Raw genomic sequence first — 16,455 nt, 5'->3', positions numbered from 1 at the left:
CTCCTTAACATTCCGATTCTGTTTGCTGTTCACTCGAGTCCTTCGGCTATCCGTCTCGGTCGCTGTGAGACGGATCGCTCTCAGTCGTCTGCCGGCTCCAGTTCCGAGACCAGCCGTGACAGCGTCTCGAGATCGTACTGTCCCGGTGCAGTCGCCTTCGCCGGGTTGACCGGGGCGTAGCCGATTCGCGAGCCGTACACCGGTGCGACGGCCCGTGTGTGGCTCCCGGCAGCGCCCATCGCCATCGTGGCGATGGTGTGTTCTCCTTCTCGTTGTTCCCCCTCTCGTGCGAGTTGGTGTGTAACGGTCAACAGCGCCAGCGCATCGCTTCGGTCCGTCGCCGTCACGGCGAGTTTGCCCACATCGCCGTACCGACAGGCGTCGGTGAGCGTTTCGCTCATCGCGGCGACACTCGGTGTCTCCTCGAAGTCGTGTGCGGAGGCCACGACAGTCACGTCGCGCGCTGCAGCCGTCTCGCGAAGCGCTGTGGCTGTCCCATCACGCAGCGACGCGAGTTCGATGTCGATCGCCTGTACTGCGTCAAGTTTCGTTACCTCACCAAGCGCGTCCAGGCGCTCTTTGTCGTCTTCGGCCTCGCCACCCTCCCAGACGGCGCGGTTCGTCGCCAGCACGGGAAGTGCATCGGCCGTCTCTTCGTACACAGCATCGTACGACTCGAGTGCGGCGACTGGCTCACTGGCCAGGTCCATCCGGAACTCGATTGCATCGGCGTGGCTGCGTGCGGCTGGCTCCTCACTGAGGTCGGCTGTCGACGCGGTGAGCGTGAACGACTCGAACTCGAGACCCATTCGTATGCAGTGGTGGGTGAGTGATCGAAAAACGGTGTCGGTTGTTGCAGTTTGTGTGGTGTTGGTGTTGGTGTTGGTGTTGGTGTTGGTGTTGCTGTTGGTGCTGTTATTGGCACTGGTGCTGTTGTTGCTATTAGAGTATGGATCGCAGTAGTGCGCAACCAGTGTCGACACTAGTGTTGAATACTGTTGTCGATATAAAAACTGAGAACAGAAAACCCGAATTCAGGCCAGTCCGAGCGTCTCCTCGGCTTCGAGGAGTTCGTGGTAGCGGTTTCGAATCGTCACTTCGGAGATGTCAGCAACGTCCGAAACGGCGGCCTGGGTCGTCTTCTCGTTGGTTAGCAGGGCTGCGGCGTAGACGGCTGCGGCTGCGAGGCCGACCGGCGACTTGCCGCTGTGGACGCCCTTCTCTTTTGCGTTCTGGAGGAGTGCGCGGGCACGGTGTTCGGCTTCGTCGGAGAGATCGAGACCGGAGGCAAAGCGTGGCACGTAGCTCTCTGGGTCTGCAGGCTGGACTTCGAGGCCGAGTTCGCGAACGACGTAGCGGTAGGTACGCGCGATTTCGTTCTTCTCGACGCGCGAGACGTCTGCGATCTCGTCGAGCGACCGGGGAACGCCGGCCTGCCGGGCAGCAGCGTAGACACAGGCAGTCGAGACACCTTCGATCGAGCGCCCAGGGAGCAGATCCTCGTCGAGTGCGCGTCGGTAGATGACAGATGCGGTCTCACGGACGTTGGTTGGTAGGCCGAGTGCGGAGGCCATGCGGTCGATTTCACCGAGTGCCTGCTTCAGGTTACGCTCCTTCGAGTCGCGGGTCCGGAAGCGTTCGTTCCACTTGCGCAGGCGCTGCATCTTCTCGCGCTGGCGGGAGCCAAGCGAGTTGCCGTAGGCGTCCTTGTTCCGCCAGTCGATGTTCGTCGACAGGCCCTTGTCGTGCATCGTGTTCGTCGTCGGGGCACCGACGCGGGACTTTTCGTTTTTCTCGGCGGCGTCGAATGCACGCCACTCGGGGCCGCGGTCGACAGAGTCCTCCTCGACGACGAGTCCACAGTCCTCACAGACCGTTTCGCCGTGTTCGTCGTCGACAACGAGATTCCCCGCACACTCGGGGCAGGCAAGGTCGTTCTGCTCGCTCTCGGTCTCCTCCTCGGCCGTTCGCTGTTCGCTACGTCGTACTCTCGTGTTTGATGGTGCGTTGTTCATACGATGGCAAATACTGCCCGGACAGACGACTGCAAAAGCCCGGACGGATTCGTTACCTACTTCGTTCCGAGACACACGGGTTAAGGATTTCGGAATCCACCTTCGACACCCCGCGAAAACGCGTAATTCGTGGGAACTGGTATGATCAATGACGATAAAATCCGCGACACCAAACCGGCGAATCCAAGTGTGAACCGCGCTCACCGTCGAACATGGAGATTGCGGTCGGGAGTACGAACCCAGTCAAGGTCGATGCCGTCGAACGCACACTCGAGTCCCACGCGTTACTCGAACCGACGGTCACCCCGGTGGCTGTCGATTCGGGCGTCCCGGAACAGCCCTGGTCGGTTGCAGAGACTAGTACAGGTGCGCGAAATCGCGCCCGGCGAGCGTACGAGGCTGGTGCGTTCGATCGGACTGACGAAGGTGCAACCGAGGAGGTGACAGTCGCGCCCGACTACGCCGTCGGACTCGAGGGCGGCGTTGCCCGCTTCGACGGTGTCGATGGCCTGTCGCTTATCATGTGGGCTGCCGTCACCGACGGAGATCGACTCGAGGTTGGCAGCGGGCCGTCGCTTCGTCTCCCTGACGAGGTGGCATGTCGACTCGAGAACGGCGAGGAGCTCGGGCCGGTGATGGACGACGTACTCGACACGACCGGCATCGCGGAGACGAACGGCGCTGCCGGAGTTCTTACGGACGGGCTCACCGACCGTACGCGAGCACTCGGGGCGGGTGTCGCGTGTGCGTTCGGTCCGTTTCTCACCGCCTACTACGATGACTGATCGTCGGCCGTCCTCCACCCAACCTTCAGCGTTGTTTGAGAGTCCGGGCAGCGAACCCATTAACTGGCCGTACCAACTTCCCGTTTCCAGCCGATTATTCATCGATTACTTGGTGTGAAAATCGCAAGACGGGAGCCCATTAACTGCACGTACCAAACCCCCTAAGGGTGGCCCCGTCGTTTCTGCTAGTATGAGCACCGCAATGGCCCCCGACCTCACGAGCAAACAGCGTCAGATCCTGCAGTACTTCCGAGAGCATGCTGCAACGAAGACGTACTTCAAGTCCCGGCTTATCGGGCAGGAGCTCGGGATGACGGCAAAAGAGGTCGGTTCGAACATTAGTGCCCTCCAGGAAGGCGACTACGATATCGAGATCGAGAAGTGGGGTTACTCCTCGAGTACGACCTGGAAGGTTAGCTGCTGAGTCTTCGGTTTTAGTTCGGCTTTGATCCAGCGATCGCTCCGGAGTGGTGGTCCTGCGTTTGGACTCGATTTTGCCCTGCTTCGAGTTGGTTACCGAACTGTTCGCTCCAGCCACAGCGAGCGAACGCCGCAGTCGCTGCCCCCTCCTTTATTCGGCTCACTGCGCAACTACGAACGGACGAATGACGATACCGATCCTCTTCGACATGGACGGGATCATTCTCGAGGGTCCCCGCACCGAACCGCAGGTGTATGCCGACGCGGCTGACGCCGCGCTCTCCGATTTCGGCGTCTCGCCGACACCAGAACAACGTCGCGACCTCAGACGGCACGGCACCGACGCAGTCGAGCGTCGCTGTGCCGAACTTGAAATCGACCCTGATCACTTCTGGAAGCGAAAGGAACGCTACGCCTCCGAGGGAACTCACGAACGCCTCCGTTCCGGCGAGCGCGGCCGCTACGACGACACCGGCGTCCTCTCCGATCTCGCCGAGCGTACGACGATTGGACTCGTCACCAACAACCGCCACCAGACCGCCGAGTTCGTCGCCGACTACTACGACTTCGCGTTCGACGTCGTTCGTGGACGCGACCCGACGTTCCCGGGCTACCACCGACGCAAGCCAGACCCCTACTACATCGAGGACGCACTCGCCTCACTCGATCTGAATAACAGCGACACCAACAACGGCCGGCGAGGCCTCTACGTCGGTGACTTCGAAAAGGACGTCACCGCCGGCACCGCCGCTGGTCTCGACACCGCGTTCGTCCGCCGCGAGCACAATCGCGGGCTGGAGCGCCCCGCTGACGCGACGTACGAACTCGAGTCCCTCTCGGAACTGCTCGATGTGCTCGACGAACTATAGTAGCCACTGCAAGTCAGTGTGTAACTAGTTGCAGTTGTTACTATAGAAGGGGGGACTGATACCTGACCGCGCTGAGGCGGTCCCGCGGTGAAACACTAACACTCAGACTGTGTCCGGGTCGGCGTCGGTCTCCGACTCGTAGCTCAGATACTGATCCGCGTTGCGCGCGACCTGCGTGGCGCGCTCGTCGAACGAATCCGCGTGGCGAACGACGAGCAACAGCACCGTCGTCGGCCGTTCGACCGTATAGCCGCCCTCCCGGGAGAGCAGCCCCGCCTCCTCGAGTTCACCTGCGTACTTGCTCACCGTCGGCGCGGACACCGAGAGTGCCTCTGCGAGGTCGCCCGCCGTTGCGTCGGGAGTCGAGAGCAGTTCGACCAGCATGCCTCGTGGCGTGTCCCGGCGGAGGTAGCCGAGTGCTTGCTTTTCGAACTCGTCGAAGCGGTTGGCAAGTACGAACCGTTTGTAGTCGCCGTCGCTGTATCGTTCGATCGTGTCGGCATCTTCGAGTCGTCGCAGGTGGTGTTGGGTTTCACCGGTCCCAAGCTGGAGGTCGTCTCGGATCTTCGAGAAGTGCGCGCCCGGTGTCGTCGAAAGATAGCCCGTGATCGCATCGCGAGCGTCGCTGTCGCCGGTTTCAGCTGACGCTGTCGCGGAGAGGCCGGCGAGCGGAGTGGACGCGCCGACGGCGGCGAATCGGCGCAGGGTCGCTCGTTTCTCGTCGTCGACCCCGTCGGACGATGTCATGTCTGTCTACCATCCGAAAGAACGCCGACCGTAAAACCGGTTTCGCTCCGTTTCGTTCAGCAGGACGTGAGCGTCAGGGACGCCAACCACTCTTTAGTTGCACCATACGCCCGCAAAAAAGGCGATCTGAAGCGTAAAACCGCGGTCGACTGCGCGACTTAGTTCGAGCTGCCGGTGTTGGCGTCGTCGACAGGTGAGCCGCCGTCAGTTTGGCCCTGTCCCTGGAACTCCTGATCCATCTCTTCGATGACTTCGTCAGGGTCCGAGATTTCTGCGGGATCCTGTCCTTCCTTGATCGCCTGGGCTTCCTGCTCCATCGCTTCGACATCCATGTCGGCTTCCTGGTCGATCTCGCCGATGATCTCGCTGATATCGTCGAGACCGATCAGTTCGCGCGTCTCCTCGTCGAACCCGAGACTCTCGAGTTCGGTGCCGTCTTCCTGGACATCGCTGCCGGAGAGGTGCTTGCCGTAGCGGCCGACGAGCGACGAGAGCTCCTGTGGGAGGACGAAGGTTGTGGACTCGCCCTGGCCAATCTCGGCGAGCGTCTCCATGCCTTTGTCGATGACAGCGCGTTCGCCCATCGATTCGGCCGAACGGGCACGGAGGACGGTCGAGATGGAGTCACCCTGTGCTTCGAGGATCTGGCTCTGCTTTTCACCCTGTGCTCGGATGATCTCACTCTGCTTTTCACCCTCTGCTTTCTCGACGGCACTGCGGCGTTCACCCTGTGCCTCGAGAATCATGGCACGGCGTTTGCGCTCTGCGGAGGTCTGTTGCTCCATCGCGCGCTGGACGTCCTTCGATGGGTTGACCTCACGGACCTCGACGGACTCGACACGGATCCCCCACTCGTCGGTGGGTTCGTCGAGTTCCTGGCGGATGCGAGCGTTGATCTCCTGGCGCTTGTTGAGCGTGTCGTCCAGTTCCATGTCACCCAGCACGGCACGGAGGGTGGTCTGGGCGAGGTTCGAGGTCGCCTTCTTGTAATTGTCGACCTCGAGGAAGGCCTTCTTCGCGTCCATCACCTTGATGTAGACGACGGCGTCGGCGGTGACAGGCGAGTTGTCGCGGGTAATTGCTTCCTGTCGGGGAACGTCCAGCGTCTGCGTTCGCATGTCGAACCGGTATGTGTTCGAGACGAACGGCGGGACGAAGTTGATACCCGGCTCCAGGAGCTTGCGGTACTCGCCGAAGACGGTGAGGGCACGTTTCTCGTACGCGTCGACGATCTCGATCGCGCTGAGCAGTGCAGCGACGACCACGACGAGAACGAGAGCACCGAGGAACAACACGGCGCCACCAGTGGTTTGTAGGGGAATCAGTTCTGCGACCATAACTCACCCTTGCGTCGGTGACGGGAAAAATGTTCCCTTGTTTAACCAATTTTTGCTACAGAATTGCACGGCAAAAACACCATCGCTGCGACGTGCTCGTCCGACTCACTCGTCTCCGACTGAGCAGTTATCCGGACTTCTCTGTCTCCGTTACCGACTCGTCGATACTGCCGGTAGTATTGCTCCCCGTCTGTGTCTCTGCACCGCCCGCTTGTGAGGTCGTACTCGAACTCGAGTCCATCTCCGAGTCCGCTGGCTCGGTCGCTTCATCCGTCTCCGCCTCGCTCGCGTTCGATGCGAGTGCGCGGTCGATTTCGTCCTCGCCGATCGCACCGAGCGATTCGACGGTCAAAATGTTCCCTCCGCCGGGGTCGAGGACGATGATTTCCTCGCCCTCTTCGATGGAGCCGCTGGTCGTGCGGGCGCTGTAGAACGGTGCGAAGCCGCCGTCGTCGAGTTTGACCTCGCCGCCGCGAGTCGTGACTGTCTCCGTGACGTAGCCCGTCGAGCCAGCGAGCGTGCCCGAGTCTGAGGTCTGGGCGGTTCCCTTCCCGCCGTAGAAGTCGAACTCGTTGTAGATGTAGGCCGCGATGATACCGATGAGGAGCGTCAGTCCTGCCAGAATGAACGGACTGCCGACCGGGGTCAAGACACCGATCAGGCCCGCACCGACCAGCGCAATCCCGATGACGATGAGGTGTGCTCCCGGTGAAAGGGCCTCGAGCGCCATCAGTACGAGACCCGCCGAGAGGAGCAAAAGCGCCACGTTCCCAAAGAGGGCGTCGAGCATACCTGATGCTAAGGGCTCACCCTGATTAAATGTTTACCGCGTTTCACGCGACGGCAATATGAGCTCGAACTGCTCTCGCCATCGGATTCTCGTTGCTGGCTCCCCTGTTCTCTCGCCGTTTTAGCCGGTGCAGCTACGATCTGATTGTGCAGTTACGATTCGTTCGTGCAACTACGATCCGTTCGTGATCGTCGTATGCGCACCGATAAGCGCACCCGCGAGATCGAGATTCTTGATATGCGTTCCTTCATCGATGATCGAGCGCCGGATATCGCCGTCCTGGACCGTCGCGTCCGGGAAGATCACGGCATGGTCGAGGTTCGTCCCCTCGAGTGTCGCGTTCTCCATCACGTGGACGTTGTCGCCGATGGTGGTGTTCTCGAGTGTCGCCGAGTCTGCGATCAGTGACTCCCCATCGAGATGCCAGGAGACGGCGTCGAGGTAACTCTCGGGTGTTCCGATGTCGAACCACGCGCCCTCGAAGGTGTAGGCGTACGTTGGCTCGCGGTTCTGGAGCCACTGGACGAACCAGCCGGGTTCGTCGGGGTTGTTCCCCTCCTCGAGGTACGTCGGCAGGAGCGACAGCGACTCCTGGGGGAACGCATAGCAGGCGATCGAGACCAGCGTCGAATTCGGCTCGTCCGGTTTCTCCTGGAAGTCGACCACGCGGTCGTCTTCGAGTTCAACCAGTCCATAGGATTTCGCCTTTTCACGGGAGCCAACGTCGTAGGCGGCGAGCGTTGGCGCGTTCTTTGCCTCGAAGTAATCGACGAACGCCGAGACGTCGAAGCTGATCAGGTTGTCTCCCGCAATGATCAGTAGGTCATCGTCGACGTTCTCGCGGTCGATCAACTGCGCGAGCGCGCCGACGACGCCGAACTTATCGTCTTCCTCGGTCGTGTCCTCGACCGAGAGCTGTGGCTTCTCGAACTCGCTGTCTGCGAGGTGGGCCTCGAAGTCGGCCGCGAAGCGCTCGTTCGTGCTTACGTAGACCTCGTCGATTCGCTCGTCCGCCTCGAGGTCGGCGAAGATACGATCGATAACGGTCGAGTCACCGATCGGGAGGAACATCTTGGGCCGATGTTTCGTGATCGGCCACATCCGAGTCGCATAGCCACCTGCAAGGACGACGGCCTTCATGGACCGTGATTCACCAGCAGGATGTAAGTCACTTGCCCTTTCACAGGTCTCGGTCGTGGCAGGCAGAGCGGTAGACGGATAACGGTCGCGGTGATACACCCGCTCATGCGAGAAGCCGACGAAACGACGCGCCAGCGACTTGCGGACGCGCTGCGCGCCGAGCCGGCGACACCGAGCGAGCTCGCAGTCGAACTGGATCTCACGCCACAGGCAGTGGTTCGCCACGTCGAACACGTCTCCCGGTCGGTCGACGCGACGGACGACGAGCAACTACTCGTCGCTCCGCCGCGGTGTCGCGATTGCGGCTTCGAGGAGTTCGACGATCTCGTGAATCGCCCCTCGCGGTGTCCCTCCTGCAAGAGCGAATCCGTCGAGGAGCCAACGTTTACCATCGAGTAGGGCGGTTTCCCTGCGGCCAGAATCTGTGCTCGCCACCCTGCAATTCCGTCTGTCCGCACGGTGTCCGACCGCGAACTGCGAGGGGTCGGATTGTGCAGCACAAACAGGTAAGAAAGCGTGACAAAACTGAGGTCGTTTCGACACTAATATTTATCGCGACCCCGAGAAACCGGTACGTACTCACAGGTGGTGACAGCCCAGAACGATGATTCCGGGCCGGTTCAGCGGTTCAGCAGTTCAGCAGTTCAGCGGTTCAGCAGTTCAGCGGTTCTGGCTCGAACTGCTGATGCTACCCCTGACTCGGCACACACGCTGCCGGACTCTGGTTAGCGTCTCACCTCGACCGATACCATAACCCGCTGTCTCCGCACGCAGCCACGGACTCACAACACGACTCGCCACTACGCGGCTGAACTGACCGCTTGCCACACCCGATCTCAGGACCAGACTTGGACCCAGATCCAGACCCAAACCCAGACTTGGACCCAGATCCAGACCCAAACCCAGACTTGGGCCCAGATCCAGACCCAAACCCAGACTCGGACCCAGATCCAGACCCAAACCCAGACTCGGACCCAGACCCAACCCACCTCACCCCCATCATATGACTGCGACCTCACACTCTGAACCCGATCACGCCGCGTTCGTTCTCGCGGTACTCGAGTGGTTCGACCAGCGCGAGCAGCGCCTCGATCCGGAGGGAGTCGATGCGGCGTTCGATCTCCTCGCGAGCGAGCGCCGTCGACAGTTCCTTTCGGTCATGACGACCCACGAGGAGGCGCTTACCCTCCCCGATGTTGCTGAGGAGGTTGCGGTTCGCGAGACGGGCGAACCCGTAACCGAACTCTCTGCAGAGTGCGTCGCGGACGTCTATATCTCGTTGTATCACGACCATCTGCCGCGGCTCGTTGACGCGGGTCTCGTTGCGTACGATCAGGAGCGCGATCTCGTTCGGCCGGCGGCGGTTCGTGAGCACTAACGGCTCACACCCCGCTCGGGTGCGATTTCTGCGAGACGATCGTCTCAGAACTCGACGTTCGACGTCGACGTCAGATCGTCGTCCGTCTCGACCGGACCGCGGCCGACGAACTCGTACTCGTCGTCCGTCAAATAGACATCGCCGTCGACGACGGTCGTCTCGAGTGCGGCGAGCGTCGCGCCCTCACAGGGGCCGTACGTGCATAGTCCGGAGTCGGCCTCGAAGTACGCGCCGTGATTCTCGCAGATGAGTTCGTCGTCTCGCATGGCCGCGCCCGAGCCCTTGTCGAGTTTGATGTGTGTAAAGTGCTGGCAGAAGTTGAGCCAGCAGGAGACGGCGGTCGGGGTATCAGTGTCGTCGGTTTCGGTGGCGACGAGGATTGCCTCGCGTTCGTCCTCGCAGTCGACACCGCCGTCGCTGCAGGTCGTTGTGTTACTTTCGCTGTCACTACTGTTGCGTTCCTCGATCTGATCTCGGTCGGCAACTCGAAACAGGAGCGTCGAGTCAGTCGGCACGGCAGAAAGCGGTGCAATCCGTCGAGCAGCGTCTATCCCCATCGCCACGCAGTTTTGAGTCGCGAGTGGTCAACGTTTCGACTGCGTCGGACGACGCTGCGATGCCGGCCCCGCCGGCGTCTCGTGTGCATCACTCAACGCTCAGTAGCAGGCGCGAACGTCCCAGTTACAGCCAGTCACCCGTCCGCGAATAACACGTCCGCTCGACTAACTCGTCGTACAGTCCCGACAACTGTGCCGTAATCGGCCCACCACCAATCGGCGTCCCATCCAGACTCGCCACCGGTCGCAACTCCCACGTCCTGTTCGTCAGAAACGCCTCGTCCGCTCCCGCAACGAACTCGAGTTCGTACGATCCCTCCTGGACTGGTACGTCCGTTTCAGCAGCCAACTCGAGTACCAGCTCGCGCGTAATGCCCGGAAGCAGGGAGCCGTCGGCAGCGGGGGTGTAGAGCGTCTCGTCGCGGACGAAAAACAGGTTGCTCGTCGTCCCTTCGGCGACGAGACCGTCGGTGTCGCACATGAGGGCTTCGTCGGCGGCCTGATCGAGTTCGGTGCGGGCCAGGATGCCGTTGAGGTAGTTGTGGGTTTTCGCGCCCGCGGGGAGCGCTTCGTCGGGAATTCGGCGCGTTTCGACGCTCTGGAGGACGGCGGGTCGGTCCCAGACGGTCTTGCCCTGGAAGCCGCCGCGGGGGAGCGGTTTGACGTAGACGACGACGGTCGGGTCGTCGACGGGTTGGGGGGTGAGTTTGCCGGGTTGGACGCCACGCGTGATCGAGAGGCGAACGTAGGCGTCTTCGATGTCGTTTGCCGCGAGCGTCTCGTCGATTCGCTGGTGGAGGTCGTCCGGCGAGAGTCCGTGGTCGAGCGAAAGCGCCTCGCAGGTCTCCGCGAGCCGGCGCATGTGGCGGTTCCAGCCGAAGAGGGTGCCGCCGTAGGCGCGAAGCGTTTCGAACGCGCCGTCGCCGTAGCGAAAGCCGCGGTCGTCGATGCTGACGGTGGCCTCGCTCGCGGGGACGAGGTCGCCGTTGACGTGGTAGTGCAGTTCGCTCTCGGTCGAACCGGTTGGTTCGTCCGGTCTGTCGATGCCGTTCGTCATCGCCGCTCACCGTCAGTCCGAGTCGTGTCCGTTTCGGTAGTGTCTGTTCCGGTAGTGTCCGTTCCGGTAGTGTCCGTTCCGGTAGTGTCCGTTTCGGCCGTGTCCGTCTCAGTAGCGCTCATCTCAGTAGCGCCCCTCTGGGTGGCGTCCGCGGCGAATTCGCAGAAGTTTTTGATCATCTGTTTGCCCAGTGTGAGTTCGATGCCGTCTGTGCCGTCCGTGTCGTCTGTACCGTCTGTGGCCTCTGTGCCGTCTGTGGCGTCTGTGCCGTCTGTGCCGTCCGTATCACCCGTCGCTGTAGCCCCTGTCTCATCGTTCCCTCTTCGTTCGTGTTCCGAATCGAGCGCCCGCGTCAGAATACTTTCCGGATGGAACTGGACGCCGATGTGTGGTTTCTCACGATGGCGAACCGCCATCGAAATCTCGCCGTCGTCTGTCGTCCGCGCTGTCTCGATGATCGAGTCCGGTAGCTCGTCACGTTCGACCGCCAGCGAGTGGTACCGCCCGACCTGAAAGTGTTCTGGGAGGCCGGCGAACACACCCTCGCCGTCGTGACTGATCGTCGAAGGCTTGCCGTGGACGACATCTGGCGCGTGACCCACCGGCGCACCATTTGCCGCACACAGCGCCTGGTGACCGAGACAGACGCCAAGGATCGGGTACTCGGTCTTTGCGAATAGCGGGATCGAGACGCCGGCTTCCTCGGGCGTTCCCGGGCCAGGCGAGACGACGATACCCGTCGGGTCGAGTGCTCGCACCGTCGCGAGATCTAGATCGTCATTCCGGCGGACGATCACCTCGTCTGCCACCTCGCCGACGTACTGGACAAGGTTGTAGACGAACGAGTCGTAGTTGTCCACGACGAGCAACCGCGTCGGCTCCTGGTTACTCATCGGGACCACCTCCGTTCATCTCGTCGCCCTCCCCGCTCGCTCCGCCACGCTCTCCGTTCTCGCTCGCTCCGCCACGTTCCCCGTCCCCACTGACACCCATCTCAGCCCGCTCACCCAGCGCATCGTCGACCGCGTTCACCAGCGCGCGAGCCTTGGCCAGCGTCTCGTCGTACTCGAGTTCCGGCTCCGAATCGTGGACGATTCCGGCACCGACCCGGAGGTGATACTCCGCGTCCTGGCGGACCAGCGTTCGGATCACGATGTTGAGCGTCGCCCGCCCGTCGAAGCCGAAAATGCCAACGCTACCCGTGTACGGCCCGCGCCGGGTGGACTCGAGTTCGTCGATAATCTCCATCGTCCGCGGCTTGGGCGCGCCGGTGATCGTCCCGCCGGGGAACACCGCTGCGATGGCGTCGGCGAGCGTCTCGTCGGCACGGAGTCGGCCGGTCACGTCCGAGACGAGGTGCATCACCTCGGCGTAGCGGTCGACCCGGCGGTACTCCGAGACCTCGACGGTGCCGTATTTACAGACCTTTCCCAGATCGTTGCGCTCGAGGTCGACTAACATTGCGTGCTCGGCGCGTTCTTTCTCGTCTGCCAGCAGATCGGCTTCGAGTTCGACGTCCTGTTCTGGCGTCTCACCGCGTGGCCGGGTACCCGCGATGGGTTCGGTCCTGACGTAATCGGTGGCGCGCTCTCGCGACCCATGGCGGCCATCGGCCGTCGAAGTGTGTGCCACCTCGCGCTCGAGCAGCAACTCTGGACTCGCACTTACTAGATCCGCGGCTCTGAACTCGAGTAGGCACGAGTATGGCGCAGGATTCACGCCCCGCAGCGCGTCGTAGGCCGCGACGGGGTGGACCGCCGCGGGGGCGACCAGCCGCTGGGAGATATTCGCCTGGAAGGTGTCGCCGTCGCGAATGTATTCTTTGACCCGGCGGACGCGCTCGGCGAACGCCTCACGGCCACAGGCGCTTTCGAACGTCGCTTCCGTGGTGTCGACCGGTGGCTCACCGATCGCGGAATCGCCGTCCTGTACGCGCTGGGCTACCTCGAGTGCGCGGTCGCGGCCGTGTTCGTAGGCGGCTTCGAGGTCGTCCCGGCTGTAGACGGGGTCGGTGGCGAGTGCTGCGGGGGAGGTGGGTGATTGGGACGACGGTGCACCACCAACCCGCGGACACGCCGTAATTCGCAGCGTCACCTCGTCGCCCTCGATCGGTTCCTCCCACGACACCAGCCGGTCGTACGTCGCGACCTCGAGCTGTGGTAGTCCGCGGTCGTCGACTGCCGATTCAGGGAGGTCCTCGAGTTCCCGCGCGATGCCGTAGGAGAGCCACCCAATCACACCGCACGGATACGGAACCGAACAGTCGCCGCGGGCGAGTCGGTCGGATTCGAGGAGACCCTCGAGTGCGGCGAGTGTCGGTGCGCTGGAGCCGACGTTTCGGTCGTCGTCTTGTGCGTCCCACCGCGTGACCGCCTCGGGTGCGGCCTGCAGCCGGTCGACTGGGTCGACGCCGAAGTATCCCCAGCCGGGCTGTCCGCCCGTCGTCTCGAGGAAGGCACCGTGGGTGTCGTCCTCACTGGCGTCCCCCGTACGTGCGCCTCGAGCCCGGCAGTACGCCTGGAAGGGGTCTTCAGCCGTAACGGTAACTTCGACCGGCACGCGAATCGGTCCGCGCGTCGTTCCGTCCGAGCGCCCAGATTCAGTGTCGGCTGACTCGAGGGCGGCTCGAAACGATTCGAACGACGTGACGACGCGCGGCTCGCTCATAGCCGCTGAGAGGACCCAGTTCCCTAATCATGTTGCGGTTTTGGGACTGGATCTCGGCCGCTACAACGTGTGACAGCAGAAATAGACCGTCGCTATCGTACTTCTGCGCGGTCGATCCAGCCCTGAATGCGGTTTTCGGAGATATCCGTTCCCTCGGCGAGTTCGGCCGCGTCGGCGTCGGCGAGTTCGGCAACGGTTTCGACGCCAGCACCTGCGAGGCGGTCAGCGTAGGCCGGTCCAATACCCTTGATTTCGGTGACGGATTCGGCGGGGGCGTCGGAGTCAGACTCGTCGATAGCTGCATCTTCGTTGTCGGCTTCGTCGGCAGTTTCGTCCGTCTCGGCTTCGCTGTCGACGTCGCTGGCCGCTTCGACGTGCGCTTGCTCGTCGATCTCTGGGGTCTTCTCCTCGGTCGGTGCCGCGTCCGAATCCGTCGGACCGGTCGCTTCGGCCGGCTCTGCTGCCTCGTCTGGGCCGTCGCTCGTCTCGGTCATCGAGCCGGTCGAGCCGGCCGCACTGGTGCCGGCTGCAGCGGCGTCGGTTTCGAGTTCTGTGTCCGATGCTGTCTCTGTCTCCTGCTCTTCCTCCGCCTCTTCGATCACCGCTGACTCGTCGTCCGACTCACCGACATCCTCCGCGTCGCCAGCTTCGTCCGACTCCGATTCCGGCTCCGGCTCCGTCTCTGTCTCTGTCTCTGACTCTGTCTCTGTCTCTGTCTCTGCCTCCCGAGACGAGGTCGCCGACGCCGGTGCCGGCGTGCTCTGTGTCGCCTCCTCACCCTCTCGTTTCTCCGATCGTTCCCGTTCGACTGTGACACCAACGTCCCGAGACCCCCGGCGCTCCGAACTCGAGTCGTCGAGTCCCAACAACGACTTCAGCTTATCGAGGATTGCCATTGTTCCGACATAGTCGTCTCTGTCACTTAAATTCGCCTGATACGATGGGCCAAAACCGCAGTGTGTGTTCGCGTTTCCGATGGTGATCTCTCTCCACCATCTCTGACCGCTTGTATATACCCCTCTCAAACCCCTGCTTCCAGTCTACAGCCACCCCCGTTTCCAGCCTACAGCCGCGCGCGCAGCGCTTCGTTCATCACACCGACCGGCGCATCCTGGCCGGTCCACAGTTCGAACGCTTCGACGCCCTGGAAGAGAAGCATCCACGCACCGTCGACCGTCGTCGCCCCAGCGGCGGCCGCATCACGCAACAATCGCGTCTCCAGCGGCTGATACACCGCATCCATCACGGTAAGCTCCCCGTGGAGCGCGTCCGCCGGCACCGGCGTTGCGTCCTCTTCCATCCCGACGCTCGTCGCGTTGACCAGCACGTCGGCCTCGGCAAGCAGGGACTCGAGTACCGTCCCATCGAGCCCATGTCCCGTTGCGTCCGGCACGTCAGCGGCGAGATCGTGTGCGGTCGATTCGGTCCGGTTCGCGATGGCGACGGTTGCGCCCGCGTCCGCGAGTGCGAACGAGATGGCGCGGCCGGCACCGCCGGCACCGACGACGACGGCGTCAGCGCCCGCAATGGTCACGTCGTGCTCACGCAGCGCGCGCAGCGCGCCGGCGGCGTCGGTGTTGTGACCGGTGGCTCGTCCCGACGAGTTCGAGCGACTCGAGTCCGGCTCGAAATCGATGGTGTTCACCGCGCCGATCCGGGTGGCCAGTTCGTCGGGTTCGACGAGGTCCAGGTCGAGCACGTCCTGCTTGAACGGGATCGTTACGTTCAGCCCCGTGATACCAAGCGCGTCAGCGCCGGTGATTGCGGTCTCGAGATCGGTGGGAGCTGGTTCGAAGGTGACGTAACGTGCGTCGTATGCGAGTTCGTCGTAGGCGGCCTCGTGCATCGGCGGCGACAGCGAGTGCCCGACGGGATTGCCGAGCAGTCCGAAGACATCCATAGCCATAGCTGGCTCGTAGTCGACGCGGGGGCGACATAACGGGTGTGACTCCGGCAGGGTTTCCCATCGGACGCTGGCCCATTAGCGTCCGCTCTGTTTCTCGTCCTCGTGTGCTCGTTCCGCGTCGCTTATCAGTTGTTGTGAATACATTTCTTTATTCACGAAGGACTACGGAACCATCTCACTTATAAGTGATAGAGTTCTGTTTAATTCTCGTCGTTCTCGTCGCTCATTCGTCACAAACCGCCTCTCGGAGCTCCTCGTACAGATCAGGGTGGTTTTCCTTCAGAATCTCGGCATCCGTCTCAAGCTCATCAATCCGTTGGCGCACGCGAGAGATGGACTCGTATCGCTTGCTGTCGGGAACATCTGCTTCCCCACTGACACGTTCCCGGTCCGTCTTAGTCATAATCGCCGTGACTCCCATACCGCCATCCGATGGTGGCATACAACATAGACATTAGGTTATATCGCCATAATGGTTAGCTTATAAGCCAACATTAGCTTATAAACTAACTTTTATTATCACGGAGATACATGTTTCTGGTAAGAAGCGCGGGACACCGGTCAGAAGTTGGCCGGGGCGTGTTGGAGCACGCCCGACCGTGCTTCGCCAGCAGACGAAGCATGTCAATGAAGGCATCCGCCGGACTTCAGAATTCCGGCACCGACGCGAACGAAGACGATCGCATTACCAACAAGAGACGTGTCCGATGGATTTGCTGCGGCGTCGAAGCAACGTGCCGCCACAATCGCCGCGATGACGGCTACAGCTACTGCAAGGAGGAGTCAC

18 protein-coding genes are annotated in these 16,455 nt (G+C 62.0%); 5 read left to right on the top strand and 13 right to left on the bottom strand.

What is annotated here, in order from left to right:
* Positions 1-80 precede the first annotated feature (80 nt).
* Both NMAG_RS13495 and NMAG_RS13490 read right to left on the bottom strand, forming a co-directional pair.
* A complete protein-coding gene (locus tag NMAG_RS13495; RefSeq protein WP_004214900.1) occupies positions 81-809 on the bottom strand; it encodes a type I 3-dehydroquinate dehydratase in 729 nt (242 codons plus the stop codon).
* 225 nt (positions 810-1,034) lie between these two features.
* Positions 1,035-2,015, bottom strand: a complete 981-nt coding sequence (locus tag NMAG_RS13490) for a transcription initiation factor IIB (protein WP_004214901.1) — start codon at positions 2,013-2,015, stop codon at positions 1,035-1,037.
* Between the two features lie 212 nt (positions 2,016-2,227).
* On the opposite strand from NMAG_RS13490, the gene NMAG_RS13485 reads away from it, so the two are divergent.
* The 3 genes from NMAG_RS13485 (at position 2,228) to NMAG_RS13475 (ending at position 4,089) form a co-directional block, all read left to right on the top strand.
* Complete coding sequence (locus tag NMAG_RS13485) at positions 2,228-2,800, top strand: DUF84 family protein (RefSeq protein WP_004214902.1); 573 nt, start codon at positions 2,228-2,230, stop codon at positions 2,798-2,800.
* A gap of 202 nt (positions 2,801-3,002) precedes the next feature.
* Positions 3,003-3,224 (top strand): DUF7123 family protein, encoded by a 222-nt coding sequence (locus NMAG_RS13480; protein WP_004214903.1) that lies wholly within the window; start codon positions 3,003-3,005, stop codon positions 3,222-3,224.
* 181 nt (positions 3,225-3,405) lie between these two features.
* Positions 3,406-4,089 (top strand): HAD family hydrolase, encoded by a 684-nt coding sequence (locus NMAG_RS13475; protein ID WP_004214904.1) that lies wholly within the window; start codon positions 3,406-3,408, stop codon positions 4,087-4,089.
* 102 nt (positions 4,090-4,191) lie between these two features.
* On the opposite strand, the gene NMAG_RS13470 is transcribed toward NMAG_RS13475, so the two are convergent.
* The 4 genes from NMAG_RS13470 to NMAG_RS13455 form a co-directional block, all read right to left on the bottom strand.
* Positions 4,192-4,836: a winged helix-turn-helix transcriptional regulator gene (locus NMAG_RS13470; RefSeq protein WP_004214905.1), complete on the bottom strand. Its 645-nt coding sequence runs from the start codon at positions 4,834-4,836 to the stop codon at positions 4,192-4,194.
* Between the two features lie 158 nt (positions 4,837-4,994).
* Positions 4,995-6,173: an SPFH domain-containing protein gene (locus tag NMAG_RS13465; protein WP_004214906.1), complete on the bottom strand. Its 1,179-nt coding sequence runs from the start codon at positions 6,171-6,173 to the stop codon at positions 4,995-4,997.
* 127 nt (positions 6,174-6,300) lie between these two features.
* Positions 6,301-6,963 carry an NfeD family protein gene (locus NMAG_RS13460; protein ID WP_004214907.1) on the bottom strand — a complete coding sequence of 221 codons (663 nt, stop codon included), beginning with the start codon at positions 6,961-6,963 and terminating at the stop codon, positions 6,301-6,303.
* Positions 6,964-7,134: 171 nt separating this feature from the next.
* On the bottom strand, positions 7,135-8,103 hold the full coding sequence (locus NMAG_RS13455) for a sugar phosphate nucleotidyltransferase (RefSeq protein ID WP_004214908.1): 969 nt from the start codon (positions 8,101-8,103) through the stop codon (positions 7,135-7,137).
* A gap of 105 nt (positions 8,104-8,208) precedes the next feature.
* On the opposite strand from NMAG_RS13455, the gene NMAG_RS13450 reads away from it, so the two are divergent.
* Together NMAG_RS13450 and NMAG_RS13445 are read left to right on the top strand one after the other, a co-directional pair.
* Positions 8,209-8,502, top strand: coding sequence for a transcriptional regulator (locus NMAG_RS13450; RefSeq protein ID WP_004214909.1), 294 nt, complete (start codon positions 8,209-8,211; stop codon positions 8,500-8,502).
* Positions 8,503-9,106: 604 nt separating this feature from the next.
* A complete protein-coding gene (locus tag NMAG_RS13445; protein ID WP_004214913.1) occupies positions 9,107-9,481 on the top strand; it encodes a DUF7344 domain-containing protein in 375 nt (124 codons plus the stop codon).
* A gap of 44 nt (positions 9,482-9,525) precedes the next feature.
* Here the strand turns inward: NMAG_RS13445 and NMAG_RS13440 are convergent, their stop codons facing one another.
* From NMAG_RS13440 to NMAG_RS13410, 7 genes are all read right to left on the bottom strand, one after another.
* Positions 9,526-10,038 (bottom strand): Rieske (2Fe-2S) protein, encoded by a 513-nt coding sequence (locus tag NMAG_RS13440; protein ID WP_004214914.1) that lies wholly within the window; start codon positions 10,036-10,038, stop codon positions 9,526-9,528.
* A gap of 124 nt (positions 10,039-10,162) precedes the next feature.
* The gene (locus NMAG_RS13435) at positions 10,163-11,095 is read right to left on the bottom strand and encodes an aminotransferase class IV (protein ID WP_004214915.1); all 933 of its coding nucleotides are present in this window, start codon (positions 11,093-11,095) and stop codon (positions 10,163-10,165) included.
* Positions 11,092-11,988 carry an anthranilate synthase component II gene (locus NMAG_RS13430; RefSeq protein ID WP_004214916.1) on the bottom strand — a complete coding sequence of 299 codons (897 nt, stop codon included), beginning with the start codon at positions 11,986-11,988 and terminating at the stop codon, positions 11,092-11,094. Before NMAG_RS13430 ends, NMAG_RS13435 begins: the two co-directional genes overlap by 4 nt.
* Positions 11,981-13,762, bottom strand: coding sequence for an anthranilate synthase component I family protein (locus tag NMAG_RS13425; protein ID WP_004214917.1), 1,782 nt, complete (start codon positions 13,760-13,762; stop codon positions 11,981-11,983). Before NMAG_RS13425 ends, NMAG_RS13430 begins: the two co-directional genes overlap by 8 nt.
* Positions 13,763-13,854: 92 nt before the next feature.
* Positions 13,855-14,658: a helix-hairpin-helix domain-containing protein gene (locus NMAG_RS13420; protein ID WP_004214918.1), complete on the bottom strand. Its 804-nt coding sequence runs from the start codon at positions 14,656-14,658 to the stop codon at positions 13,855-13,857.
* A gap of 167 nt (positions 14,659-14,825) precedes the next feature.
* Complete coding sequence (locus NMAG_RS13415) at positions 14,826-15,662, bottom strand: shikimate dehydrogenase (RefSeq protein ID WP_004214919.1); 837 nt, start codon at positions 15,660-15,662, stop codon at positions 14,826-14,828.
* A gap of 229 nt (positions 15,663-15,891) precedes the next feature.
* Complete coding sequence (locus NMAG_RS13410) at positions 15,892-16,089, bottom strand: hypothetical protein (protein ID WP_004214920.1); 198 nt, start codon at positions 16,087-16,089, stop codon at positions 15,892-15,894.
* Positions 16,090-16,455: the final 366 nt, after the last annotated feature.

It is taken from the genome of Natrialba magadii ATCC 43099, assembly GCF_000025625.1.
GTDB classification, from domain to species: Archaea; Halobacteriota; Halobacteria; order Halobacteriales; family Natrialbaceae; genus Natrialba; species Natrialba magadii.
Note: the sequence above shows the minus strand (reverse complement) of the source record. Positions and strands in the feature narration are given on the sequence as shown.